At 59.7% G+C, this 22,462-nt stretch carries 21 protein-coding genes and 1 tRNA gene; 13 read left to right on the top strand and 9 right to left on the bottom strand.

Features of this window, described 5'->3' with window-relative positions; translation table 11 throughout:
- Positions 1–6: 6 nt before the first annotated feature.
- The gene (locus CDA63_RS17325) at positions 7–804 is read left to right on the top strand and encodes a DUF1223 domain-containing protein (RefSeq protein WP_088465721.1); all 798 of its coding nucleotides are present in this window, start codon (positions 7–9) and stop codon (positions 802–804) included.
- 93 nt (positions 805–897) lie between these two features.
- On the opposite strand, the gene CDA63_RS17320 is transcribed toward CDA63_RS17325, so the two are convergent.
- From CDA63_RS17320 to rpmH, 3 genes are all read right to left on the bottom strand, one after another.
- Complete coding sequence (locus CDA63_RS17320) at positions 898–2,475, bottom strand: S41 family peptidase (protein ID WP_242434726.1); 1,578 nt, start codon at positions 2,473–2,475, stop codon at positions 898–900.
- 228 nt (positions 2,476–2,703) lie between these two features.
- Positions 2,704–3,138: a ribonuclease P protein component gene (locus CDA63_RS17315; protein ID WP_088465720.1), complete on the bottom strand. Its 435-nt coding sequence runs from the start codon at positions 3,136–3,138 to the stop codon at positions 2,704–2,706.
- 37 nt (positions 3,139–3,175) lie between these two features.
- The gene (gene rpmH, locus CDA63_RS17310; protein ID WP_088465719.1) at positions 3,176–3,334 is read right to left on the bottom strand and encodes a 50S ribosomal protein L34; all 159 of its coding nucleotides are present in this window, start codon (positions 3,332–3,334) and stop codon (positions 3,176–3,178) included.
- A 244-nt stretch (positions 3,335–3,578) separates the two neighbouring features.
- Here rpmH and CDA63_RS17305 point away from each other — a divergent pair, with 244 nt between their 5' ends.
- Together CDA63_RS17305 and CDA63_RS17300 are read left to right on the top strand one after the other, a co-directional pair.
- On the top strand, positions 3,579–5,321 hold the full coding sequence (locus CDA63_RS17305) for a M61 family metallopeptidase (protein ID WP_088465718.1): 1,743 nt from the start codon (positions 3,579–3,581) through the stop codon (positions 5,319–5,321).
- A 447-nt stretch (positions 5,322–5,768) separates the two neighbouring features.
- Positions 5,769–6,575: a hypothetical protein gene (locus CDA63_RS17300; RefSeq protein ID WP_126546918.1), complete on the top strand. Its 807-nt coding sequence runs from the start codon at positions 5,769–5,771 to the stop codon at positions 6,573–6,575.
- Positions 6,576–6,700: 125 nt separating this feature from the next.
- On the opposite strand, the gene CDA63_RS17295 is transcribed toward CDA63_RS17300, so the two are convergent.
- The 3 genes from CDA63_RS17295 to CDA63_RS17285 form a co-directional block, all read right to left on the bottom strand.
- Positions 6,701–7,006 carry a hypothetical protein gene (locus tag CDA63_RS17295; protein ID WP_088465716.1) on the bottom strand — a complete coding sequence of 102 codons (306 nt, stop codon included), beginning with the start codon at positions 7,004–7,006 and terminating at the stop codon, positions 6,701–6,703.
- A gap of 164 nt (positions 7,007–7,170) precedes the next feature.
- Positions 7,171–8,118 carry a PfkB family carbohydrate kinase gene (locus CDA63_RS17290; RefSeq protein ID WP_088465715.1) on the bottom strand — a complete coding sequence of 316 codons (948 nt, stop codon included), beginning with the start codon at positions 8,116–8,118 and terminating at the stop codon, positions 7,171–7,173.
- 161 nt (positions 8,119–8,279) lie between these two features.
- Positions 8,280–8,353, bottom strand: a tRNA-His gene (locus tag CDA63_RS17285).
- A 241-nt stretch (positions 8,354–8,594) separates the two neighbouring features.
- Between CDA63_RS17285 and CDA63_RS17280 the strand changes: the two genes are divergently transcribed.
- On the top strand, positions 8,595–10,028 hold the full coding sequence (locus CDA63_RS17280) for a DEAD/DEAH box helicase (RefSeq protein WP_088465714.1): 1,434 nt from the start codon (positions 8,595–8,597) through the stop codon (positions 10,026–10,028).
- Between the two features lie 163 nt (positions 10,029–10,191).
- On the opposite strand, the gene CDA63_RS17275 is transcribed toward CDA63_RS17280, so the two are convergent.
- From CDA63_RS17275 to CDA63_RS17265, 3 genes are all read right to left on the bottom strand, one after another.
- On the bottom strand, positions 10,192–10,644 hold the full coding sequence (locus tag CDA63_RS17275) for a hypothetical protein (protein ID WP_088465713.1): 453 nt from the start codon (positions 10,642–10,644) through the stop codon (positions 10,192–10,194).
- Between the two features lie 196 nt (positions 10,645–10,840).
- Complete coding sequence (gene upp, locus CDA63_RS17270) at positions 10,841–11,539, bottom strand: uracil phosphoribosyltransferase (protein ID WP_088465712.1); 699 nt, start codon at positions 11,537–11,539, stop codon at positions 10,841–10,843.
- Complete coding sequence (locus tag CDA63_RS17265; protein ID WP_088465711.1) at positions 11,527–12,477, bottom strand: GNAT family N-acetyltransferase; 951 nt, start codon at positions 12,475–12,477, stop codon at positions 11,527–11,529. Before CDA63_RS17265 ends, upp begins: the two co-directional genes overlap by 13 nt.
- A 202-nt stretch (positions 12,478–12,679) precedes the next feature.
- Here CDA63_RS17265 and CDA63_RS17260 point away from each other — a divergent pair, with 202 nt between their 5' ends.
- From CDA63_RS17260 to CDA63_RS17220, 9 genes are all read left to right on the top strand, one after another.
- A complete protein-coding gene (locus CDA63_RS17260) occupies positions 12,680–14,557 on the top strand; it encodes a hypothetical protein (RefSeq protein WP_088465710.1) in 1,878 nt (625 codons plus the stop codon).
- 81 nt (positions 14,558–14,638) lie between these two features.
- Positions 14,639–14,971: a hypothetical protein gene (locus CDA63_RS17255; protein WP_088465709.1), complete on the top strand. Its 333-nt coding sequence runs from the start codon at positions 14,639–14,641 to the stop codon at positions 14,969–14,971.
- 239 nt (positions 14,972–15,210) lie between these two features.
- On the top strand, positions 15,211–15,822 hold the full coding sequence (locus CDA63_RS17250) for a YceI family protein (protein WP_088465708.1): 612 nt from the start codon (positions 15,211–15,213) through the stop codon (positions 15,820–15,822).
- Positions 15,823–15,867: 45 nt separating this feature from the next.
- The gene (locus tag CDA63_RS17245; protein ID WP_088465707.1) at positions 15,868–16,308 is read left to right on the top strand and encodes a CHRD domain-containing protein; all 441 of its coding nucleotides are present in this window, start codon (positions 15,868–15,870) and stop codon (positions 16,306–16,308) included.
- Positions 16,309–16,439: 131 nt separating this feature from the next.
- Entirely contained in the window at positions 16,440–18,287 is a 1,848-nt protein-coding gene (locus CDA63_RS17240; protein ID WP_088465730.1) for an ABC transporter ATP-binding protein, read from the top strand.
- A gap of 135 nt (positions 18,288–18,422) precedes the next feature.
- Complete coding sequence (locus CDA63_RS17235; RefSeq protein WP_088465706.1) at positions 18,423–18,866, top strand: hypothetical protein; 444 nt, start codon at positions 18,423–18,425, stop codon at positions 18,864–18,866.
- Between the two features lie 12 nt (positions 18,867–18,878).
- A complete protein-coding gene (gene lpcA, locus CDA63_RS17230; protein ID WP_242434725.1) occupies positions 18,879–19,472 on the top strand; it encodes a D-sedoheptulose 7-phosphate isomerase in 594 nt (197 codons plus the stop codon).
- Between the two features lie 215 nt (positions 19,473–19,687).
- A complete protein-coding gene (locus CDA63_RS17225) occupies positions 19,688–21,226 on the top strand; it encodes a YifB family Mg chelatase-like AAA ATPase (protein ID WP_088465705.1) in 1,539 nt (512 codons plus the stop codon).
- Positions 21,227–21,301: 75 nt separating this feature from the next.
- The gene (locus CDA63_RS17220; protein ID WP_088465704.1) at positions 21,302–22,342 is read left to right on the top strand and encodes a quinone-dependent dihydroorotate dehydrogenase; all 1,041 of its coding nucleotides are present in this window, start codon (positions 21,302–21,304) and stop codon (positions 22,340–22,342) included.
- The last annotated feature ends 120 nt before the right edge of the window (positions 22,343–22,462 follow it).

Below are 22,462 nucleotides of genomic sequence, written 5' to 3'. Positions count from 1 at the left end.
TGCCTTATGAAACCTGTGCTGTTTCTCCTGACTCCCGTGCTCCCGCTCGCCGCTGCCGCGCTGCTCATGGGCTCCCACCCCGCTCCTGGCCTAACTGCTTCCTCCGATGACCTACCCCGGGTGCCAGTAGTCGTAGAGTTGTTCACGTCGGAAGGCTGCTCCAGCTGCCCCGCGGCCGATGCGGCGTTACGGGAGCTGGAAACGGCTCATTCGGTGCCCGGAGTGGAGGTTATTGCGTTGGGCCAGCACGTCGATTATTGGAACCGACTGGGTTGGAAAGATGCATTTTCTTCGTCGCAGTTTACCGAGCGCCAGCGCGACTACGCAGCCGGTTTTGGCACCGGCTCCTACACGCCCCAAGTCGTAGTGAACGGCCGCTACGAGTTCGTAGGCAGCCAGCGCGCCAAACTGGCCGACGCCATTGCCCGCGCAGCTCGGGCTCCGCGCGCCACTGTAGTGCTTAGCCGCCCCAGCCCCGGTACGCTTGGCATTAGCGTCAGCCACCTGCCCGCTGGCACTGCTCCTACCGAAGTGCTGCTAGCCCTAACCGAAACCGGTCTTTCGAGCCAGGTTGGCCGGGGCGAAAACGCGGGCCGCCTGTTACGCCACGCCGCCGTGGTCCGGGCCCTGCGCCCCCTGGGCTCCCCGGCTGCCGACGGCACTTTTGCCACTACTACGCCGCTGCAAATCAACCCAATCTGGAAAACGCAGAACCTACGGGCCGTGGTGCTAGTGCAGGAAAAAGTCTCGCACCGCATTGTGGGCGTGGCAGCGTTGCCATTGAATGAGGCAGCGCGGCAATGAGGGAAGCATTGCAAGCCGCTATACCAATCCAATAAAAAAGCAGCCGCGACTTACGGCTGCTTTTTTACTTATGAACATTCGCTACCAGGCAACCTACCGACCTCCGCTGCCGCTTACGCTGCGACGGGCTTCGGGACGGGCCTTGGCTTCTTCGGTGCCCGGGCGCAGTAAGGCGTTGTAGCGGGGCTGGTCGTTGAGCACAGCTAGGGCCATCAGGATGTTGGGGTCATCATCAAAAGTAGCCTCAATGCTGCCCTTCTGAAAATAATAGCGCGACACGATTTCCTGTTCCAGCAGTTCCCTGATTTCGGGCTTGAAGCGGGTCAGGTCGTTGGCTTTGTTGGTTGTTACCTTGCGGCGCATGGCCTCCAGTTCGATTTTCACGTCGTCGTAGTGCTTCTCGGCCTTCACCTTTTTGGTGAGCTCGGCCAAGGCTTTCTCCGCGTCGGTGTTGTAGTTGACATCCTTCCCCTTGAGAAAGTCCACGAACTGCTGGTAATCAGCATCGGTGAGCTTGAATTGCCGGGCCGAAGCAATGGTCGGGTGCTGGGCGCGGAAGCGGGTGGCGTAGTCGAAGAGGTAGCTCTTCTGGAGCAGTACCCGGGTGATGTCGGCAATTTCGCGCTCCGCCACTTCCACATCGGGGGCCACGCCGCCGCCGTCGAACACGGTGCGGCCAGCTTGGGTTTTAAAGGCCGTACGCAACGAGTCGGGTACTTTACCCAGCGTCCCGTCGTCGGCGCGGTGCGAGTAGTCGATTTCCTGGATGCAGCGCCCACTCGGAATGTAGTACTTGGCAGTCGTGACTTTGAGCTGCGAATTGTAGCTCAGCGGCCGGGTGGCTTGCACGAGCCCCTTGCCAAACGTGCGCTCACCCACCAGCACCGCCCGGTCGTAGTCCTGCAGCACGCCCGACACAATTTCCGAGGCCGAGGCCGAGCGGTTGCTCGTGATGACGACAATCGGAATCTGGATATCCAGGGGCATATCCAAGGCCTTGTAAGTCTTGTTCCAGTCGGCCACCTTGCCCTTGGTGCTCACAATATCGCGCCCCTTATCCACAAACAGGTTGGAGATATTGACGGCTTCGTTGAGCAGGCCGCCGGGGTTGTCGCGGATATCGAACACCAGCTTTTTGGCGCCCTGCTCCTTGAGCTTAGCCACCGCCATCCGCACTTCCTTGCCCGCGTCCATCGTGAAGCCGCCGAGCTGGAAATACCCGATTTCGGGCGTCAACATCCCGTAATAGGGCACGTTATCCACCTGAATTTTATCACGGGTGATGTTGATTTCGACCGGCGCGTCCTGGCCGTAGCGCGTTACGAGCAGCTTTACCAGAGAGTTGGCCTGGCCCTTGAGCAGCTTGCTAATGTCGCCGTTTGACTTCTTATCGACGATGACGCCATTGATGTTCAGGATTTCGTCGCCGGGGAGCAAGCCGGCTTTCTGGGCCGGATAGCCTTCGTAGGCGGCCTGGACGATAGTTTTACCGTTGCGCTTGCTCACAATGGCCCCAATGCCCCCATACTGCCCGGTGGTCATGGTGCGGAAGTCCTCAATGTCGTCCTCGGAAATGTAGTTGGTGTAGGGGTCGAGCGACTTGAGCATGGCGTCGATGCCCGTTTTCACCAGCTTGGCCGGCGGAATCTCGTCCACGTAGTACGTGTTCACCTCCTTGAAAAGAGTGGCGAAAATGTCGAGGTTCTTGGCAATTTCGAAATACCGCTCGTTATCGGCGGCCGGAAGGATACGAGCAAGGCAGCACCTCCGAGGAAGGCGGCGGTAACGATAGATTTTTTGCGCATGGGTGGGGCTGAAAGCAGCGAAACGCCGGATGGTACTTGGGTAGGCAGCCGTTCATCACGAAAGCTACTCCACCACCTACCGGTGGTACTTCTACTAGGAACCGCTGCCGCCCGCAGGAGTTGCACCGATTTCGGTGAGCAAACGCTCCAGCCCTGAAATTAATTTTTTTTCCACCACCGACAAGGGCTTTTTTTCCTTGCCTGTGTAAATAATAGCTAACTGGGCTACTTGGTGGCCACCATCGGCTTCGAGTAGCCGATATTTATTCAACCGGTAGGCTTCGCGCAGCAGGCGTTTAAGGTAATTGCGGTCGACGGCGCGCTTGAAATTGCGCTTGCTCACGCTCACCAGCACTTGGGGCGGGGCCGTAGTGGGTGCCAGAGCCGGCAGCCAGATCAGCCGTAACGGGTATAACCCAAAAGAAGAACCCCGACCGAATAGCTCGTCGATGAGCTTTTTGCGGCACAGATGTTCTTCTTTCGGGAACGAGTAAGAGCGCGCGTCCGGCGTTGAAACAAGGTTGTCCATCGGCGGAAAATGCGGCGCAGCAGCCAGTGGCAGCGGTTTAGCGCTTGTGGCGACCTTCGTCGGATACGGTCAGGCGCTTGCGGCCTTTGGCGCGGCGACGAGCGATTACGCTACGGCCGTTAACTGATTCCATGCGCGAGCGGAACCCGTGCTTGTTGCGGCGCTTACGCTGCGAGGGCTGAAAAGTACGTTTCATGGTATGGGTAAGTGACTCTATTACAACTAGGGCCGGCAAAGGTAGGCCGCTGATTTGAAAAAGGCAAGCGTTAGGGGCAAGTTTTGACGGTGATAGTTGGTTGTCAAGAAACAAGGAGCGTCATTCAGAGCGCCGCGAAGAATCTTGCGTACTGCCCTCAATGACGCTCCTCTACGAGTAACGAACAACAGTCAGTCCCTACCTTCGTTTAGCCACCCCGAAGCCCATACCCAGCTCCTGCTCCATGATTCACTACCACGTTTCGTTCGACAACCCGCTTACTTTTTACCTCCAGGTCCAGATGACGTTTGAGGTGGCGGCCGATGCTACTAAGCCGCTGGAGCTCCAGCTACCGGCATGGCGGCCGGGTCGCTACGAACTTCAGAACTTCGCCCAGAAGCTGCAACGCGTGGTGGTAGAAGATGCCGCTTCGGGCGAGGCCCTGCCGGTGCGCAAGATTACCAAGGATCGGTGGCGGCTAGATGGCGCGGCGGGCCGCATGGTGCGGGTGCGCTATAACTTTTACGCCCACCAGATGGACGCCGGCGGCTCTTGGCTCGATGAAAGCCAGCTTTACCTCAACCCCGTGCAGGCCCTGATGTACGTAGAAGGCCGCCAGGACGAAACCTGCCAGCTGCTGCTCGACATTCCTGAGGGCTGGCAAATTGCTTGCGGGCTACCCCAACGCGGCCCCAACACGCTCGAAGCCCAGAGCTTCGACCACCTTGCCGACTCGCCCCTGATTGCCAGCCCCACGCTGCAATACCGCAACTATGAGGTGGAAGGACTGCCCTTTTACATCTGGATTCAGGGCGAATGTCCGGTTGACTGGGCGCGGCTGGTGCAGGATTTTCGGGCTTTCAGCGAGGAGCAGCTCCAGCTTTTTGGTTCGTTTCCGGCCCAGGATTATCACTTCCTGAACCAGATCCTGCCCTACCCGCACTACCACGGGGTAGAGCACCTCAACTCGACCGTTATTACCCTCGGGCCGGCTGAGCTGCTCATGACCGAAGGGTTGTACAAGGAGCTGCTGGGGGTGAGCTGCCACGAGCTATTTCACGCCTGGAACATCAAGAGCATTCGGCCAGCCGAGATGCAGCCCTACGATTACAGCCGCGAAAACTACTTCCGCACCTGCTTCGTGGCCGAGGGCCTGACCACCTACTACGGCGAGTACCTGCTGGCCCGGGCCGGGGTGCGCACCGCCGAGCAGTATTTCCAGGAGCTGAACACGGTGCTGCGTAAGCATTACGACGACTACGGCCGCTACCACCTTTCGGTGGCCGATGCCAGCATGGACCTCTGGCTCGACGGCTACAAGCCCGGCGTACCCGACCGCAAGGTATCGGTGTACCACAAGGGCGCATTGGCGGCCCTGCTGCTTGACCTAACGCTGCGCCAGCTCTCGGGCCACCAGCGCAGCCTCGATAACGTGCTGCGCCAACTCTGGACTGAGTTCGGCCAGACCGGCAAGGGCTACACCGAGGAGGATTACCAGCGGGCAGTGAACGAGGTGGCCGGGCGCGATATGCAGGCTTACTTCGATAAGTTTATTTACGGCACGGCCCCGCTCGAAGAGCCCCTAAACCGGGTGCTGGGCTTCGTGGGATGCCGACTCCTGACGGAGGAAAACGTGTCGGCCGCCGAGGGCACCTATGGCTTCCGGGCCGTGGTGAGCAACGAAAGGACGGAAGTAACCAACATTCTGCCCGATGCCCCCGCCGCGCTGGCCCTCACCGTCGACGACGAAATAGTGGCCGTAAATGGCCGCCGGGTAAGCCAGAACCTGCAAGTGCTGCTCAGTGACGGAGCCGACCAGCACGAGCTGACGGTGTTTCGCCAGAACCGCCTGCTGACGGTGAGCCTGACCGCCGACCCGGGCCACCGCTTCTGGCAGAAGTACACGGTAACGAAGCTGACCACTGCCACGCCCGAGCAGCAGGCCAGTTTCAAGCAGTGGTTAAAACAGGATTTCCAGCCTGTGTAGCTTAACACAAGAAGAGTCGGGCAACCCACACCATGTCTTATTTCCTCTTTTCATAGCAAAGTACGCGCTGCTACTGTCCGCCCTATTGGGAGTAATGGGCCGTTCCATGCAACTTAGCTAAGCCTGGATCTGGCAGAAACGCCCCGCCTTCAGAATGCTTATAGCACCCCGCCATCCTTGATGTAGCGAACAGCAGCAGCTGGCACATGTGAAACGTTAAAAACGTTGGAATACAGGCTGGATTTATAGGCTTTGGATTGGGTATCCCTTGGGTAGTTGTGGTACCTTTGCGCAGCAACTTTAGCCGAAGTTGGCTTCTGTTACGTTACCACCGTTTGCGTCGGCGACTACTGGCCATTCCCCTAATCGTTCTTGCGACTTTCTTCTCTCCGCTTCCTGTCTGCCCGACAACGCCGCGCCTTCCGACACACCTCGACTCTACCTGTCATGCTTCGGTTTCGTACCGTCGTCGCCGCCCTCCCCCTAGCGCTGGCGCTGCCGGCCTGTTCGTTGCGGATGCAGCCCGCCGAGAAGCCCCGGCCCAACATCGCGGTCCTTCCGCTGCCGCCACCCAAGCCCCCACGCATTTACCGGCTCGAAAGCCTGGATACGCTCGTGCAGGTGCCCGGACGGGTACTGCGCATTTATCCGGCGGCCCGGCCCGTGTACGAACGCCTCAGCAGCCCGGCCTGGGTGGCAGCCAAGCCAGCCTCGGCCGAGGAGGAAGACTCCTTTCTGGATTTCGCGGCGGAGGAGCGGCGACATTTGGCTAAGGCAGGCCCGCGGGCGCTACGCACGGGGCGGGTGTTGCACCTACGCCCCACTGCTGCCCCCGAAGTGCGATTAACCAACAATCCCGCCGAGGACGAGCACAACATCGCTTATGAATACCTGGCAGCGCTACCCGAAATTCGGCAGTGGCTGCTATCGGTGCATCTATACGAGGGCGGTTATTACCTGCTCATCGACCAGCGCACGGGCAAGCGCACCCAACTCATGGCGCCGCCCGTTATTGCCCCCGACGGCCGCCATTTTGTGTGCGGCAACTCCGATGTGCTGGCCCGCTTCGAGCCCAGCGGCCTTCAGCTCTGGAGCCTCGACGAAGGGGCCGTGCGCCTGCTCTGGGAGCGGCAAACCGAGTGGGGCTGCACCCAACCCCGCTGGCTCGACAACAAAACCATCCTCTTTGAGCAGGATTTCTTCGAGAAAGGCGACGTTGATACCCGCGTCGTGCGCCTGAAGGTGGTTCCCTAGTTTGAAAGGTTAGCTGTTAGCTAAAGAAACGAAGAAGGTCCAGCACTCAGTTGAGTCCTGGACCTTCTTTTTGGGCGAATTAACCCATTTTGGTGCCCGAATGCTAACAACTAACAGCTCCCGAATTAACGGTCTTTGCTGTTGTCGCTGCCTTTGCCGGCTTTAGCGTTGCCATCGACTGAGGCAGGCTTGTTGTTCTGAGGGTTGCTGCGCGGCTTGTTGTAGGGCGCCTGCGTGGTTTCGTTGAGGTTGCCACCGGCGGTGTTACCCTTAGTGGGGTTGCCGTCCTGGGTTATCGAGTTACGGCTTGGGTTCTGGACCACCGAATTATTGCTATCGGTGTTGGCCGGATGGGTGTTTTCGGCGCCGCCGTCGGGGTTCTGCAGGTTCGGTACCTCGGGGTTCTCTTTATATTGGGTGTCCTTGCTCATGATAAGGGGGATTTTATGGGTGAAAGAATAGCTTATCCTCCTTTTACCCCGCTCCGCCGACAAAGGTTGTACCCAGCCCCCGTAAGATTTTGGCCACAAAAAAAGCGCTGCTCCGGCTAATTGGCCGGAACAGCGCTTCTGATAAGCAGCTTAAACTGTAACGCTTATACCTGCGCCACAACTGCGGCCGGCTGCACAGACACCAGCTTGGTGAACAGTTGCTCGCGGGCCTCAATCTCTTGCTGGCTCAGGTTGAGCAGCCGCTCAGTGCCAAACTTCTCGACGCAGAACGAGGCCATGGCCGAGCCATGCACCACAGCGCGCTTCATGTTCTCGAAGCTGACATCGTCGGTGGCGGCCAGGTAGCCGATGAAGCCGCCCGCGAAGGTGTCGCCAGCGCCGGTTGGATCGAACACTTCTTCCAGCGGCAGGGCCGGGGCGTAGAAAACGTGGTTGGTATTGCCCTGGCGGTGAAACAGCAAGGCCCCGTGTTCCCCCTTCTTGATGATGAGGTATTTCGGGCCCATAGCCATAATAACGTTGGCCGCTTTTACGAGCGAGTACTCGCCCGAGAGTTGGCGGGCTTCTTCGTCGTTGATGCTGAGCACGTCGACCATCTCGATAGTCGTTTTCAGCTCCTCCAGCGCAATATCCATCCAGAAGTTCATCGTATCCATCACGATGAGCTTGGGACGGTTAACGAGGCGCTGAATCACGAGGCGCTGCACCTGGGGCGAGAGGTTGCCCAGCATGAGGTACTTGCAATCCTGGTAGGAGTCGGGCAGCACGGGGTCGAAATCGGCCAGTACGTTGAGCTCTGTCACGAGCGTTTCGCGCGAATTCAGGTCGTTGGAATACTTACCTGACCAGAAAAATGACTTTTCGCCCTCCTTGATCTGCAGGCCTTCGGTATCGACGCCGTGCTCCTGGAGCAGCATAATATCGGCCTGCGGGAAGTCGTCGCCGACCACGGCCACAATTTTCACCGGTTTCACCGAATACGAAGCCGACAGGCCGATGTAAGTGGCCGCGCCACCCACGATTTTGTCGGTTTTGCCGAAGGGAGTTTCCAGGGCGTCGAAGGCCACGGTACCGATAATAACCAGACTCATAGGGCAAGAGGGGAAAAAGGGTTCGGAGGTAAAGTTACAACGGGCAAGTAACAGCCGCGGCCCCGAAATCCTTCCGGCCAGAGCCAAAAAAACACGACAGCCACCAACTGCTGCAAAGAAAAAAGGCCTCTACCTGAACGGAGAGGCCTTTTTTAAGGGAGGGTAAATAATGGGGCTCGAACCCACGACCTTCGGAATCACAATCCGACGCTCTAACCAGCTGAGCTATATCTACCGTGTTGGGTCTTGATGCCACAAAAGTAGCGGGCGGCGGGGCATTAACAAAGGTTTCGCGGAGTTTTTTTTGCTCAAATCGTTCTTCATGCTCAGCCTGAGCGAAGCGAGGGACTTTGAACCACCGGCCTTATGGTAGCTTAGGGCCCCTCGCTTCGCCCAGGGCAGCAGACGGGAGCGGGCGTTCGGTGCCGGCCGTATTCGCCGTACCTTTGGGGACGTTACCGTTTTTTCTTGTTGCCATGTCCGATTTGCCCCAGCCGCTCACCTTTGCCGATTTCAAGCTTAATAAGCAGCTGCTGACTGCCGTGGCCGATGCGGGCTTCACCGAACCCACGCCCGTGCAGGAGCAAACGATTCCGCTGCTGCTGGCCGGCCACGATGTGCTGGGCATCGCTCAGACGGGCACCGGCAAAACGGCCGCCTTCGGCCTGCCGCTGCTTATGAAGGTGAAATATGCCCAGGGTGACCACCCGCGGGCCCTGGTGCTGGCCCCCACCCGCGAGCTGGCCATGCAGCTCGAAAGCCATCTGCGCAAGCTGGCCGTGCATACCGATTTACGCATCTACGCCATTTACGGCGGCCTTGGCCCCAAAACCCAGATCGAAACCATTGCCCAGGGCGTTGATATTCTCATTGCCACCCCCGGCCGCCTTATGGAGCTCTACCTGAAAGGGGCACTGGTGCTCAAGGAGCTCAAGACGCTGGTGATGGACGAGGCCGACAAGATGATGGACATGGGTTTCATGCCCCAGATCCGGCGGCTGCTCGAAGTTATTCCGCGCAAGCGCCAGAACGTGCTGTTCTCGGCTACCATGCCCGACAAGGTAACCACGCTGAGCGAGGAGTTCCTGGAGTTTCCGGTGCGGGTGGAAGTGACGCCGGCCGCCACCTCGGCCCAGAACGTGAGCCAGAGCCTGTATGAAGTGCCCAACCTCATCACTAAAATCAACCTGCTCGAATACCTGTTTCTCGACTGGGACACATTTCACCGGGTGATGATTTTCACCCGCTCGAAGGCCAACGCCGAGAACGTGGCCAGCTTCCTGATGCGCAAGGGACACGGCGAGGTGCGGGCCATCCACGGCAACAAGGGCCAGAACACCCGCATCAACGCCATGGAGTCGTTTAAGGCCGGCGACGTGCGGTTTCTGGTGGCTACCGACGTGGCTTCGCGCGGCATCGATGTGCCCGAGGTCAGCCACGTTATCAACTTCGATGTGCCGCTGATTTACGACGACTACGTGCATCGCATCGGGCGTACGGGCCGGGCCCAGCACACCGGCGCGGCCATCACGTTTGCCAACGAGGCTGAAATGCACCACATCCAGCGCATCGAGGAGCTGATTCGGCAGCCGATTCCGCTGTTGCCGCTGCCCCCCGAAGTGAAGGTGGTACCTACCTCCTTCGAGGAGCAGCAGGGCATGGACCGCGAGAAGGACGAGCGCCGCAAGCGTGAGGACCCCAATTTCAAAGGAGCCTTCCACGAGCGGAAAGAGTGGCTGAAGGCTGGCGTGACTATCGACAAGCGCACCGGCCGCGAGTACGAAGCCAAGCCCGCCCGCAGCCAGAAGGGCAACAAGGCCAACCCTGGCAAAGGCAAGAACTCGACCCCCGCCGCCAAAGCCGCCCGCGTTGCCCAGGGCCGGGTAGAATACAAGCGCAAGAAGCGGTAAGTAACTAGCGGCTGTTATAGACTACAGCAGCACGTCATTCAGAGCGAAGCGAAGAATCTCGCGGGCCAAAATAACCCTATTGTCAGGAGTTACTTTGGCCCGCGAGATTCTTCGCTTCGCTCTGAATAACGTGCGGTTAGCCAGTACTAACCCAGCCTTCCCCCTACCGATTAAAAATTGGGAGGTGGCTGAACTTAATGGTAAGCAGCGTGAGGGCGAACCCCCAGAAAACCGCGCTCCAGGCCATATGGAGCACGATGCGCCAGCGCGGCACGTGCAACTGAGTGGCAATAACGGTACCGCCGACGGGGCTGAAAAGAACGGGAGTCAGGAACGCAATACCCACCATGCCGAACCGCTTGTAGATGCGCACCACCGTGCGGGTACGGCGGCTGAACAGGGGCTTGCCTTTTTCCTGGCGCCGCTTGCGCAGATGTAGCGCCCAGGTCTGGCCCACGCTCGAAATCAGGATAACCGTCGTCATCATGCCCGCCACCGTGAGCCCCCAGATAATCGTCATCGGCAGGCCCGCCGCCACGCCGGCAATGGGCGCGGCCACGAACTTGAACATGCCGATGGCGAAAACAGAAGCGTATTTCAGCAGGGAAGGCAGCAATTTTTTGGAGCTATTAGCTGACAGCTGTTAGCTGTTAGCTTCGTTTTTGAAGGTAAATGGGCAGCAAGGAAGGGTGGTGCGGTGCAGAACAACATCCGGCTGCAAATAATTTAATGACCTCGGATATCGGGGCAACCGCTATTATCTAATGAAGCTGTTTGGAAAGTTGCTAAACAGCTTTAACAGCTCCAAAATCCTACAGCTTACTACCGTACGATAAGTCGCCGGCGTCGCCAAGGCCGGGTACGATGTAGGCCTGGGCGTTGAGGTCGTCGTCGATGGCGGACAGCCAGAGAGAGGCTTCGGGCACTTCGCGGGTCACGTACTCCACGCCTTGCGGGCTGGCAATAACGGCCGCGATGTACACTTGCCGAGGCTGGCCGAAGCGCAGCATGGCCCGGTAGGTCTGCACCAGGCTCTTGCCCGAGGCCAGCATAGGGTCTACCAGAATCAGTACCCGCCCGTCGAGGCTGGGGGCCGAGAGGTAATCGACCTGTACCTGCACTTGGGCCGTGCCCTCGATGCGGTAGGCAGCCGCAAAGGCCGAGGGCGACTGGTCGAAATAATTGAGGAAGCCTTGGTGAAACGGCAGGCCGGCCCGGAGCACGGTGGCTAGCACCGGAAAATCCTGGAGATGCTGGCTGCTCGACTCGCCCAGGGGCGTGCGTACCGTTTTAGTGGTGTAACTCAGCTCGGAGCTGATGTTGTAAGCCATGATTTCGCCCAGGCGCTGGAGGTTGCGGCGGAAGCGTAGGGAGTCTTTCTGCACCTCTACGTCGCGCAGCTCGGACAGGAAGTGGTTGGCAATGGATGGCTGGGCGCATACCACCCGCACGCGGGGGTTGGCGTGGGCGGCGGCAAGTGAATCGGAGGAGTTAGGCGTTAGCGCATCCATGCAGGCAGGTACCAGGGGCGTTTAGTAAATGACAGGGCCGCGTACGGGACGGGCGAGGCCCCGAAGTTGGCGAAAAAACGGGCAATAGCGGGTAACATTCCGCCCTCAAAATCAAGCACCAGTCCCGGCGTACCGGCGTGGCGGCGAATAGCATCGTCGAGTAGCAGCAGTGGCGCGGCGGCCTTTTTGCCTTCTATTGAGGCTGCCGCAAACAAATATACCAGCCGGGAACGGTAGCGCACCAGCAGGGCCCCAGCCAGCAGCTCACCGGTTTTGGGGTGCCGCACGGCTCGGGCTTCTAGAAACTGCCGGGCCTGTAGCTCGGCTAGCAGGCGGCGCAGTTGGGCATAGTGGCGCGGGCGCAGGCCGGCGGCGGGGCCTTTGGTTTGCTGAAACAGCTTCAGGAGCGGCTCTGGGTCGGGTAGCTCGGTTACAGCCAGGGCCGCGGAGTCGGCTTCGTGGAGGCGCAGGCGGCGGCGGTAATCGGCGCAGTAGCCCGCCCGGAGCGGCTCGTAGCTGGGGCTAAGGTCGAGGTGATAGGTATGGCGCTCATGCACCGTGATTTCCGGACTGCGTGTGGTTGGCGGCAGGTGGTTGGCGTCGTTGAGTTGGGCGTAGAAGTGGGCGTAGCGGCCCAGCAGCCGGGCTGGTTGCAGCAGGTTGGCGGTGCTTTCGGGGCGGGAAATAAGGCCGAGCTGCTGGGTGAAGGGAGGCTGATACGTTTGCCGGCCGCTGGGCCGCCACTTGGTGGGCAGCGGCCAGAGGGCCAGGTAGCGGCCAGTGGCTTCCTCCACTTCTACCAACGCATCCCAGCGGCCGGCAGTGGCCGCCAGCCACCAGCTGTGGGCGTAGGGAACCACTTGCTCCGCCTCGGCCACGCAGACATCCCAGGCGGCTAGGTCGAGTTCCGAAAAGCACAGCAGGCGAACCAGGGACATGACGGCAAAGGTAGGCGCTTAGAGAATGGCTGGTGGAATAGAGAAGCGCACAAAACAACGTCATGCAGAGCCAAGCCAGGAATGACGGCCTGTTTATATAAAGCACCCATTTTTATCGGTCACTTTGTACAAGTCCTAATCAGGTCCAAACTCCGTAGTTTTGTTTCCCCGTATGCCAAGCCCGGCGTACCGGCCTCTGCTTATGAAAAATACCTATCTGATTTTGGGTAGCTGGCTGGCGCTGCTGGCCGCCCCGGCCGCCGCCCAGGATACCCCCACCCGCCCCACCGACGGCAAGGGCAACTGGCTCACCTACGACCAGCCACCGAAGCCCGCCCAGCCGTATAACCCGGCCTTGGATGAACCCCAGGCGGGCCGGAGTACCAAAACCACGATGGGCACCACTTACGTGCCCCTCGACAACGACATTTACCGCCTCATCGACCGCTACGCCATCCTGCATGGCTCCGATTCACTGGGCGATATTCATACATCGGTGCGGCCCTACACCCGCGCCGCCGTGGCCCGGCTGGCCGAGCGCATCCTAGCCGACTCCAGCGCCGGCCTCTCGGTCCAGGACCGCTTCAATGTGCGCTACCTGCTACGCGACAACTGGCACAATACCCGCCTCGATTCGGCGGTAAATGCCCGGTCCAACCCCTACCTGGGCTTTCTGTACCAGCGCCACTCCGACTTGTACAGCGTGGAAACGCCCGACTTCTCGTTGCGCGTGAACCCGGTGGCGGGCCTGAGCCTGGGCAACAACGACGGGGCCAAGAACTATTCTTTCCTAAATACCCGTGGCGTACAGATTGAAGGCACCGTGGACCAGCGCCTGGGCTTCTACGCCTTTCTGGCCGACAACCAGATGGCTGTACCGTTCTACGTGCAGGAGCGGATTGAGCGCGACCGGGCCGTGCCCCACGAGGGCTTCTGGAAACCGTTCAAGACCACGCCCGGCCAATACGACTTCCTTTCGGCCCGCGGCTACGTAAGCTACGCCGCCGGCCGGCACGTGAGCCTGCAACTGGGCCACGACCGTAACCAGATTGGTAACGGCTACCGCAGCCTCATTCTGTCGGATTACTCCTCGCCCTACCTGTTCCTGAAAATTCAAACCCGAGTCTGGAAGTTCAAGTACGAGAACCTGTTCGCCCAACTCATCACCGATCCTTCCGACGAGGACGACAGCTACGGCCGCAAGTTTCTGGCCATGCACCACCTCAGTCTCGACGTGCTGCCCAACCTCAATGTGGGCCTGTTCGAGAGCATTCTGTCTGGCTCGCGGCGGCGCGATTCGGTGCTCGTGAACGGACAGGTACAGGTGCAGAACCGCAATACATTCGAGCTGCAGTACCTCAACCCTATTATTTTCTACCGGGCCATTGAGCAGAGCGTAGGCTCGCAGGACGGCAACGCCTTACTAGGCCTGGATTTCAAATGGAACATCAAGCAGCGGGTGCAGCTTTATGGGCAGCTCATGCTCGATGAGTTTATACTGAGTAACATCCGAGCCGGCAATGGATCGTGGACCAATAAGCAAGCGATACAACTCGGGGCGAAATACATTAACGTGGCCGGTATCCGCAATTTCGATTTGCAGGGCGAGTTCAACTTCATCCGTCCCTTCACCTACCAGGCCATCGACAAGTACCGCGACTACCAGCATGCCGCCCAGCCGCTGGCTCACCCGATGGGCGCCAACTTGTGGGAGCTGATCGGTATTGCCAGCTACCAGCCCCTGCCCCGGTTGCACGTGGTAGGCAAGGCCTTCCTGGTGAAGCAGGGCCTCGACCCGGCCAGCCAGAACTACGGCTCCAACGTGCTGCTGCCCTACACCACCCGCCCCGCCGAAGACGGCTTTTTCGTGGGCAGCGGCATCACCTCCTACCTGCTGCACACCGACCTGACGGCCTCGTACCAAGCCGCTCATAACCTGTTCCTCGATGGTAAGCTCGTGTATCGCAACCGCAGCTTCTCGGGCAACGCGCCTGTGCCGGCCTACTACACCGCCGATGGCGGCGCCCTAGCCTCCATTGCTCTGCGCTGGAATATTGCCCAGCGCCTGCATGAGTTTTAACCGGTGAATAAGTGATTCGACGACTGAGCGCAAGTTCTGTTACTCATCCATCGGGTCACTCAGTCACTCACATACCCCAATATGCGCCACGACTCTGCTACGGTGCTGCTTTACCAGCCCGTGGGGCAGGCAGAACTGGATTTGATTGCAGCCTCCGACTGGCTGGAGCTTCCGTTGCAGGGGTCGGAGCCGCGGGTTTTTTACCTGACCCAGCCGACCGCCGAACCAATGGGCGGCGGCGCCGCTGACTACTTGCTGCGCCTTACCGTGGATGCTGATTATGCCGCTCATTTCAAAACGGCGACTACTGGCCGGCAACCGGAGCAGCTGCACGTACCCGCCGCCGAGCTGGCCGGGTTCAATCACCAGCTTGTGGGCCGAATTGAGGTAGTGGGGCTACTGCCGCCAGGTTAGTTGAGGAAGTTTGGCCTTTTCATCCGGCGTTTTCGCGCGTTTATCGGACCGTATATAATTTTCATCTAATAGTATAATTATTTCCGAAACCTGGCGGCCGCCGCCCGTATTGTACTTCCGTTATCACCACTTCCTGCAAGCCAACCCGGACTACCTGCATGGTAGCAAAACGGGCTGCCGGCGCGAATAGAGCCAGTTGGTTCAGCTGGAAGGAGAGTGGTAGCGGTTCAGCTCTACGTATGATCAAACCACTACTATTGAAGGTGCCAGGCACCCGCACTGCCGCACGTTGGGGGCTAGCCGTGTTACTACTGAGCGGGGCGTTGGCCACGCCGGCGCGGGCCCAGGGCAAATACCTGACCCAGGAAGGTGCCGCCAGCTTCTTCTCCACCAGCATCATCGAAGACATCGAGGCTACTACCAAGCAGGTATCGGCCGTTTTCGACCTGCATAGCGGGCAGCTGGCGTTCAGTATTCCGGTGAAGTCGTTCGCGTTCAAGCGCACCCTCATGCAGGAGCACTTCAACGAGAACTACATGGAGTCGGATAAGTACCCGAAGGCCACTTTTCGCGGGCGCATTGTCGATCTGGATATGGGCAAGCTGCTTAAAGACGGCCAGCGAGTGTCGGTGGAAGGCGACATTACAATCCATGGCGTTACGCGGCGGCTCACGGTGCCGGGGGCGCTGGCTTTCAGCCAGGGCAGCCTGCTTGTCAACGCCTATTTCAGCATTTCGCCGGCCGACTATGGCATCGAAATTCCGCGGCTGGTGCGCGAAAACATTGCCAAAATCGTGGGCATCAAAGTCAGCCTGATCTGCGAACCGGTGTCCCAGCTGTCGGCTAAGTAGCCTCCTGATTTAACTCTTACTGATTTCTCTTTTTTCCCTCTCTGCATGAATAAGCTCACCTCCCTATTTTTTGCCCTGGGCGTAGTGGCCCTGGGTGCCTGCAACAACGACGACGACAACGTGACGCCAGCTAACACGATGATGACCGTTTCGGCCACCCTCGACAACAAGCAGGCCGTACCGTCCACGGCTTCGACTGCCACCGGCACCATGACCGGTACTTTCGACAAGACCACCAAAGTGCTCCAGTACAACGTGACCTATCAGGGCCTGAGTCCCACAATGGGCCACTTCCACTTCGGGAAGCCCGGCAAGAAAGGCAACATAGCCGTGGGCTTCAACGACGTGAGCAAGTCGCCCATTACCGGCACGGTTACCCTGCAGCCGTCCACCGCCGATAGCCTGATGGCCGGCCAGCTCTACGTGAACCTGCACAGCACTACCTACCCGGGTGGCGAAATCCGCGGCAACGTAACGGCCAAGTAAGCCAGCGGCCGTTTCGGCACTTTATCAGCTTTGCAGAAGCCCTCCGCGCCTTTGGTGCGGAGGGCTTCTTGCGGCTTGGGCAGCACGGCGGCGCGCATAGCCCGCCCGATGCTCTACCTTTGCGGCTGCCCATGAAAACCTACCTCCGCATTCTGCAGTACGCCCGGCCTTGGGCGGCCTTCCTGCCCCAGTACCTGCTGTATACCGTGCTGACTATCTTTTTCAGCATTGGCAACTTCACGCTCATTATTCCGCTGCTGAGCGTCCTCTTCGACAAAACTGACAAGGTGCAACTGGCCGCCCCCACCGTTGTGCCCGATTTCAAGCCCACCATCGGCTGGGTTACAGATACATTCCAGTACTTCTTTGCCGGCGTACTCGAAGATCGGGGCAAGCTGGGGGCTTTGGCCTTCGTATGCGGGGTGGTAGTGGTATCGGTGCTGCTGAGCAACGTGTTCCGCTACCTGAGTTTGCGCCTGCTGGCCACCGTGCGGGCCCGCGTTATCCGTAACCTGCGTCGCGACCTGTACCACCGCATTGTGGGGCTGCAGCTGGGCTTTTTCGGGGGCGAGCGAAAGGGCGATTTAATGTCGCGCTTCACGGCCGATGTGCAGGAAGTGGAAACGTCGGTGGTGAACACGATGACGGCCGTCATCAAGGAACCCCTGACCATTGTGGCCTATTTCGTAGTACTGTTTCACCTCTCGGTGCCGCTTACGCTGTTTACGCTGGTGCTGCTGCCCATATCGGGGGGCATTATCGCTACGGTTGCCAAGCGCCTGCGCACCCAGGCCAAGCAGAGCCAGAGCACGCTCGGCTCCATGCTATCGGTGATTGATGAAACCCTGGGCGGCATTCGCGTCATCAAGGCCTTTAATGCCCAGGAGTACATAAAAGGCAAGTTTGAGGAGCAAAACGACCATTACGCTCGCACTTCGCGCCGCATCGACAACACCCGCGACCTGGCTTCGCCGTTTTCCGAATTTGCGGGCGTATCGGTGGTGGCCGGGCTGCTGTACTTCGGGGGCTCCCTGATTCTGGGCGGCGGTTCCGACCTCGATGGCGAAACGTTTATCGGTTACGTGATTCTGTTTTCGCAGGTCCTCACGCCGGCCAAGGCTCTGTCATCGTCGTTTGGCAACATCCAGCGCGGGCTGGTTGCCGGCGAGCGGGTGCTGAGCATTATTGACACCGAACCGCTGATTCGGGACCGGCCCGACGCCCGGGTGCTGCCGCCCTTCCAAAACCGCATCGAGCTGCGCAACCTGCGCTTCGGCTATGGCGAGGCCACGGTGCTCGACGACATCAACCTAACCATTGAAAAGGGCAAAACCGTGGCTTTGGTAGGCCCCAGCGGCGGCGGCAAGAGTACGCTGGCCGACCTGCTGCCCCGCTTCTACGACCCCACCGGCGGCCAGTTGCTCATCGACGGCCACGACGTGCGCGGCTGCACCCTTCACTCGGTCCGCGACCAGATGGGCATTGTCACGCAGGAGAGCATTCTGTTCAACGACACCATTTTCAACAACATCCGCTTTAATACCCAGGCCACCGAGCAGGAGGTAATGGAGGCTGCCCGCATCGCCAACGCCCACGACTTTATTACGGCCACGCCCGAGGGCTACCAGACCGTTATCGGCGACCGGGGCTCGCGGCTTTCGGGCGGGCAGCGCCAGCGCCTGAGCATCGCGCGGGCCATCCTGCGCAACCCGCCCATCCTCATTCTCGACGAAGCTACCTCGGCCCTCGATACTGAGAGTGAGCAGCTGGTGCAGCAGGCTCTCACGCGCCTCATGCAAAACCGCACCAGCCTCGTCATTGCCCACCGCCTGAGCACCGTGCAGCACGCCGACGAAATTATTGTGCTGCAGCACGGTCGCATTGTGGAGCGCGGCACCCACGAAGAGCTACTGCGCCACGAAGGCGGCCTCTACCAACGCCTGAGCACCATGCAAACCGCCAGCGGCGGACTGGCCTGAAATGCTCGTTAAAAGGCCGGTCAAGCTCAACTATGTACAAACGCTTTCTATTTACAAAGTGCTATATTTAGTCCGTCTATTCGGTTCTCCCGTATGAATGGACTTCTTATTCTGCTTTTAACCTGCTTCTGAAATATGCTCGCCCTCAAACGCCTGGTTACAATTCTGGTCATGATTTTTCTGGTGCTGGCCCTGCTGGTATTGCTACTGCCTTCGGTGCAAACCAGTTTTGTGGGTATGGCCGGCTCGCCCCAGGCGCTGTACTATAGCCTCCTAGTTGCGGCCGTGATTTTGCTTGGCTTGCATTTGGTTACCGAAAACCTCGACAGCACGTTGCTGCGCCGCGAGGTAGCCGGGTACGAGCGTAAAATCAACGAGTTGAAGGCCCGCCTCTACGACCAGCAGCTGGAGCAGCAGCGGGCAGCCGAGCGGCCGCCCATCACGCCCCGCACCGGCGTTACCACCTACCCTGACACCCCCTTGTACCCGCAGTCGGACCCCAGCCTGAGCAACGCCCCGCTCCAGAACCCCAATACCATCATTCCGCCCGCCGACGGCAACTCCTCCCAGCCGTTGTAAGTCCCGCTTTCCGTGCCCTCTCCCCTTTCGCTGACCGACCAAATCCGCGCCGAGCTGACCCAAGCGCAAACCGTACTGGAGCAGTTCGTGCAGAATCCGGCCAACCTCGCCGCCATCGAGCAGGCGGCCCGGGTGATGGCCGATTCGCTCAACCAGGGCGGTAAAATCCTGACCTGCGGCAACGGCGGCTCGCTCTGTGACGCCCAGCATTTTGCCGAAGAGCTCACCGGCCGCTACCGCCAGAACCGCCGAGCCCTCGCCGCCATCGCCCTCACCGAAGCCTCGCACATGAGCTGCGTGGCCAACGATTTCGGTTACGAATACGTCTTCAGCCGCTACGTAGAAGCCCTGGGCCGCCCCGGCGACGTGTTGCTGGCCATCAGTACCAGCGGCAACTCACCCAACGTACTGCGGGCCGCCGAAGCCGCCCGCGCCCAGGGCATGCAGGTAGTGAGCCTGACGGGTAAGGACGGCGGCCAACTCGCCGCGCTGAGCAACGTGGAAATCCGCCCGGCCCACACCGGCTACGCCGACCGGATTCAGGAAATCCACATCAAGGCCATCCATATCATGATCATGCTCATCGAGCAGTTAGTGGGAAAGTAAAACGCAGGAATTCAAGCAGAAAAAGTGCCGTCATCTGGCGCGGAGCGAAGGATCTGGGCAGATTAGAACTGGGCGTTACTACAGCCATTCTGACCTGCCCAGATCCTTCGCTCCGCGCCAGATGACGGCACTTTTTATGTTTATTCGGCTTCTCTTTCAACTTCTCTCTATCTTCCAGCAGCTTAACTTTTCCATCTTTTATCTGCTGCTCTATCATGCTTACGAAAACCTTCGGCTCGGCCGTGCAAGGAGTTAATGCCTATACCATTACGATTGAAGTTGTTGTGTCGCAGGGAACCGGTTTTTTTGTGGTGGGCCTTCCCGATAATGCCATCAAGGAGAGCCAGCAGCGGGTGGAAGCAGCCCTCAAGTTCCGAGGCTACCGGATGCCGCGCACCAAAGTAGTTGTGAACATGGCCCCGGCCGATATCCGCAAGGAGGGCTCGGCCTACGATTTGCCCATTGGCCTGGGTATCCTGCACGCCTCCCAGCAGCTGGTTACCGAGCGGCTCGCCGACTACGTGATTATGGGCGAACTGGCGCTGGATGGGGAATTGCGACCCATCAAGGGCGTACTGCCGATTGCCATTCAGGCCCGCAAAGAAGGCTTTAAAGGGCTGATTCTGCCCCGCGAGAATGCCCAGGAAGCCGCCATCGTCAATAGTCTCGACGTGATTCCGGTAGGCACCATGCAGGAGGCCGTGGATTTTCTGGAAGGCCGGTTGGAAATTGCGCCGGTGGTCATGGACACCCGCGACGTATTCCGGCAGGCGGCCAACCAATACGAGGCCGATTTTGCCGATGTACAGGGCCAGGAGAACATCAAACGGGCCCTCGAAATTGCCGCCGCCGGGGGCCACAACGTGATTATGATCGGCCCGCCCGGGGCGGGCAAAACCATGCTGGCCAAGCGCCTGCCCGGCATTTTGCCTGCCCTAAACATGCAGGAGGCGCTGGAAACAACCAAAATACACTCGGTGGCTGGCCGGCTCGGAGCCAACGCCTCGCTCATCCATACCCGCCCGTTCCGCTCGCCCCACCACACAATTTCGGATGTGGCCCTGGTGGGCGGGGGCAGCAATCCGCAGCCGGGCGAAATCTCGCTGGCCCACAACGGGGTGCTGTTTTTGGATGAGCTGCCCGAGTTCAAGCGCACGGTGCTGGAGGTAATGCGCCAGCCCCTGGAGGAACGTCGCGTGACTATTGCCCGCGCCAAGCTCAGCATCGAGTTTCCGGCCAACTTCATGCTCATCGCCAGCATGAATCCGTGCCCTTGCGGTTACTACAACCACCCCGAAAAAGAGTGCGTCTGTGGCCCCGGCGTGGTGCAACGCTACCTCAATAAGGTGAGTGGCCCGCTGCTCGACCGCATCGACCTGCACGTGGAAGTTACGCCCGTTACCTTCGACCAGATGGCCGAAACCCGCCGCTCCGAGGACAGCCGCACCATTCAGCACCGGGTAGCCGAGGCCCGCCAGCGCCAGACCGCCCGCTTCGCCGAATTCCCCGACATCCATTCCAACGCCCTCATGCCCTCGCAGATGGTCAAGGATATTTGCCGGATTGACGCCGCCGGCCTCACATTACTCAAAACGGCCATGGAGCGCCTTGGCCTCTCGGCCCGCGCCTACGACCGCATCCTTAAAGTGGCCCGCACCATCGCCGACCTGGCTGCCGCCGACAACATCGAGCTGCCTCACCTAGCCGAAGCCATCCAGTACCGTAGTCTTGACCGGGAAGGCTGGGCGGGATGAGGTAAGGCGAGGTGGTGATCAAAGGAATGCGCTGAATAACGTTCTTTATACCCGGTTTTACCAACTCATTCAGTAATGTATCAAAGCCTCGTTAAGCCGCTGCTCTTTAAGCTTGATGCGGAGCGGGCGCACCATCTGATATTTGAGAACCTGAAGCGGGCGTATCGGGTGCCGGGGATGCCGGCATTGTTGCGCGGGCTCTATGATTTGCGGCACCCGAACCTGGAGCGGGAGGTGTTCGGGCTGCCGTTCCGTAATCCGGTGGGCCTGGCGGCGGGCTTCGATAAGAACGCCGAACTGACCGACGAGCTAGGGGCGCTGGGCTTCGGCTTCGTGGAAATCGGGACCGTGACGCCCCGCCCCCAGCCGGGCAACCCCGCCCCACGCCTGTTCCGCCTACCCTCAGATGCGGCCCTGATTAACCGCATGGGCTTCAACAACGATGGGGCGGCGGCCGCGGCCACCCGCCTGCGCCACCGCCGCGACCGGGACTTGGTTATTGGGGGCAACATCGGTAAGAACAAGGATACGCCCAACGAACTAGCTGCCCACGATTACGTGGCCTGCGTGGAGGCCCTGCATGAGGTGGTCGATTATTTTGTGGTGAATGTGTCGTCGCCGAACACGCCCAACCTGCGGCAACTCCAGGAGCGGGAGCCACTGATTGCGCTGCTCGGGCAAGTGCAGGAGCGCAACCAGTCGTTGCCCAAGCCCCGGCCGCTGCTGCTCAAAATCGCGCCCGACCTAACGGATACCCAGCTCGACGACATTCTGCTCATCGCCCGCGAAACCAACCTAAGCGGCCTCGTAGCCACGAACACCACCATCGGCCGCGGGGGCCTGACCACGGCTGCCGACCAGGTAACGGCCTTGGGAGCGGGCGGCCTGAGCGGGCGGCCGTTGCGACAACGGGCCACCGAGGTCATCCGATACCTAAGCCACCATAGCCGCGGGCAGCTGCCCATTATTGGGGTGGGCGGCATCCACTCGGCCGCCGATGCGCGCGAGAAGCTGGAAGCCGGCGCGTCATTGCTGCAATTGTACTCGGGCTTTATATACGAAGGACCAAGCCTGCCAAAGCAAATCAATCAGGTCTTGGCCAGAAAGCACAGCTGAATGATACGGGCATATGCTTCCTATAGCGGTTTCGCGAACCGTTTAGGCGTTTTCGGGGCCTAGCCGTATAGGCAACGATGCAACCTTACTCGCTTGATCTGCGCACCCGCGTGGCCGCTG

The organism is Hymenobacter amundsenii (genome assembly GCF_002204745.1).
Taxonomy (GTDB): domain Bacteria; phylum Bacteroidota; class Bacteroidia; order Cytophagales; family Hymenobacteraceae; genus Hymenobacter; species Hymenobacter amundsenii.
Note: the sequence above shows the minus strand (reverse complement) of the source record. Positions and strands in the feature narration are given on the sequence as shown.

Excerpts from the sequence above, each read along its gene's own strand:
- upp (WP_088465712.1), bottom strand. The coding sequence starts at position 11,539 with ATGGATGCGCTAACGCCTAACTCCTCCGATTCACTTGCCGCCGCCCAC.
- CDA63_RS17245 (WP_088465707.1), top strand. The coding sequence starts at position 15,868 with ATGAATAAGCTCACCTCCCTATTTTTTGCCCTGGGCGTAGTGGCCCTG.
- CDA63_RS17255 (WP_088465709.1), top strand. The coding sequence starts at position 14,639 with ATGCGCCACGACTCTGCTACGGTGCTGCTTTACCAGCCCGTGGGGCAG.
- rpmH (WP_088465719.1), bottom strand. The coding sequence starts at position 3,334 with ATGAAACGTACTTTTCAGCCCTCGCAGCGTAAGCGCCGCAACAAGCAC.
- CDA63_RS17260 (WP_088465710.1), top strand. The coding sequence starts at position 12,680 with ATGAAAAATACCTATCTGATTTTGGGTAGCTGGCTGGCGCTGCTGGCC.
- CDA63_RS17295 (WP_088465716.1), bottom strand. The coding sequence starts at position 7,006 with ATGAGCAAGGACACCCAATATAAAGAGAACCCCGAGGTACCGAACCTG.
- CDA63_RS17250 (WP_088465708.1), top strand. The coding sequence starts at position 15,211 with ATGATCAAACCACTACTATTGAAGGTGCCAGGCACCCGCACTGCCGCA.
- CDA63_RS17235 (WP_088465706.1), top strand. The coding sequence starts at position 18,423 with ATGCTCGCCCTCAAACGCCTGGTTACAATTCTGGTCATGATTTTTCTG.
- CDA63_RS17220 (WP_088465704.1), top strand. The coding sequence starts at position 21,302 with ATGTATCAAAGCCTCGTTAAGCCGCTGCTCTTTAAGCTTGATGCGGAG.
- CDA63_RS17290 (WP_088465715.1), bottom strand. The coding sequence starts at position 8,118 with ATGAGTCTGGTTATTATCGGTACCGTGGCCTTCGACGCCCTGGAAACT.
- CDA63_RS17300 (WP_126546918.1), top strand. The coding sequence starts at position 5,769 with ATGCTTCGGTTTCGTACCGTCGTCGCCGCCCTCCCCCTAGCGCTGGCG.
- CDA63_RS17325 (WP_088465721.1), top strand. The coding sequence starts at position 7 with ATGAAACCTGTGCTGTTTCTCCTGACTCCCGTGCTCCCGCTCGCCGCT.
- CDA63_RS17240 (WP_088465730.1), top strand. The coding sequence starts at position 16,440 with ATGAAAACCTACCTCCGCATTCTGCAGTACGCCCGGCCTTGGGCGGCC.
- CDA63_RS17225 (WP_088465705.1), top strand. The coding sequence starts at position 19,688 with ATGCTTACGAAAACCTTCGGCTCGGCCGTGCAAGGAGTTAATGCCTAT.
- CDA63_RS17305 (WP_088465718.1), top strand. The coding sequence starts at position 3,579 with ATGATTCACTACCACGTTTCGTTCGACAACCCGCTTACTTTTTACCTC.
- CDA63_RS17265 (WP_088465711.1), bottom strand. The coding sequence starts at position 12,477 with ATGTCCCTGGTTCGCCTGCTGTGCTTTTCGGAACTCGACCTAGCCGCC.
- CDA63_RS17280 (WP_088465714.1), top strand. The coding sequence starts at position 8,595 with ATGTCCGATTTGCCCCAGCCGCTCACCTTTGCCGATTTCAAGCTTAAT.
- CDA63_RS17315 (WP_088465720.1), bottom strand. The coding sequence starts at position 3,138 with ATGGACAACCTTGTTTCAACGCCGGACGCGCGCTCTTACTCGTTCCCG.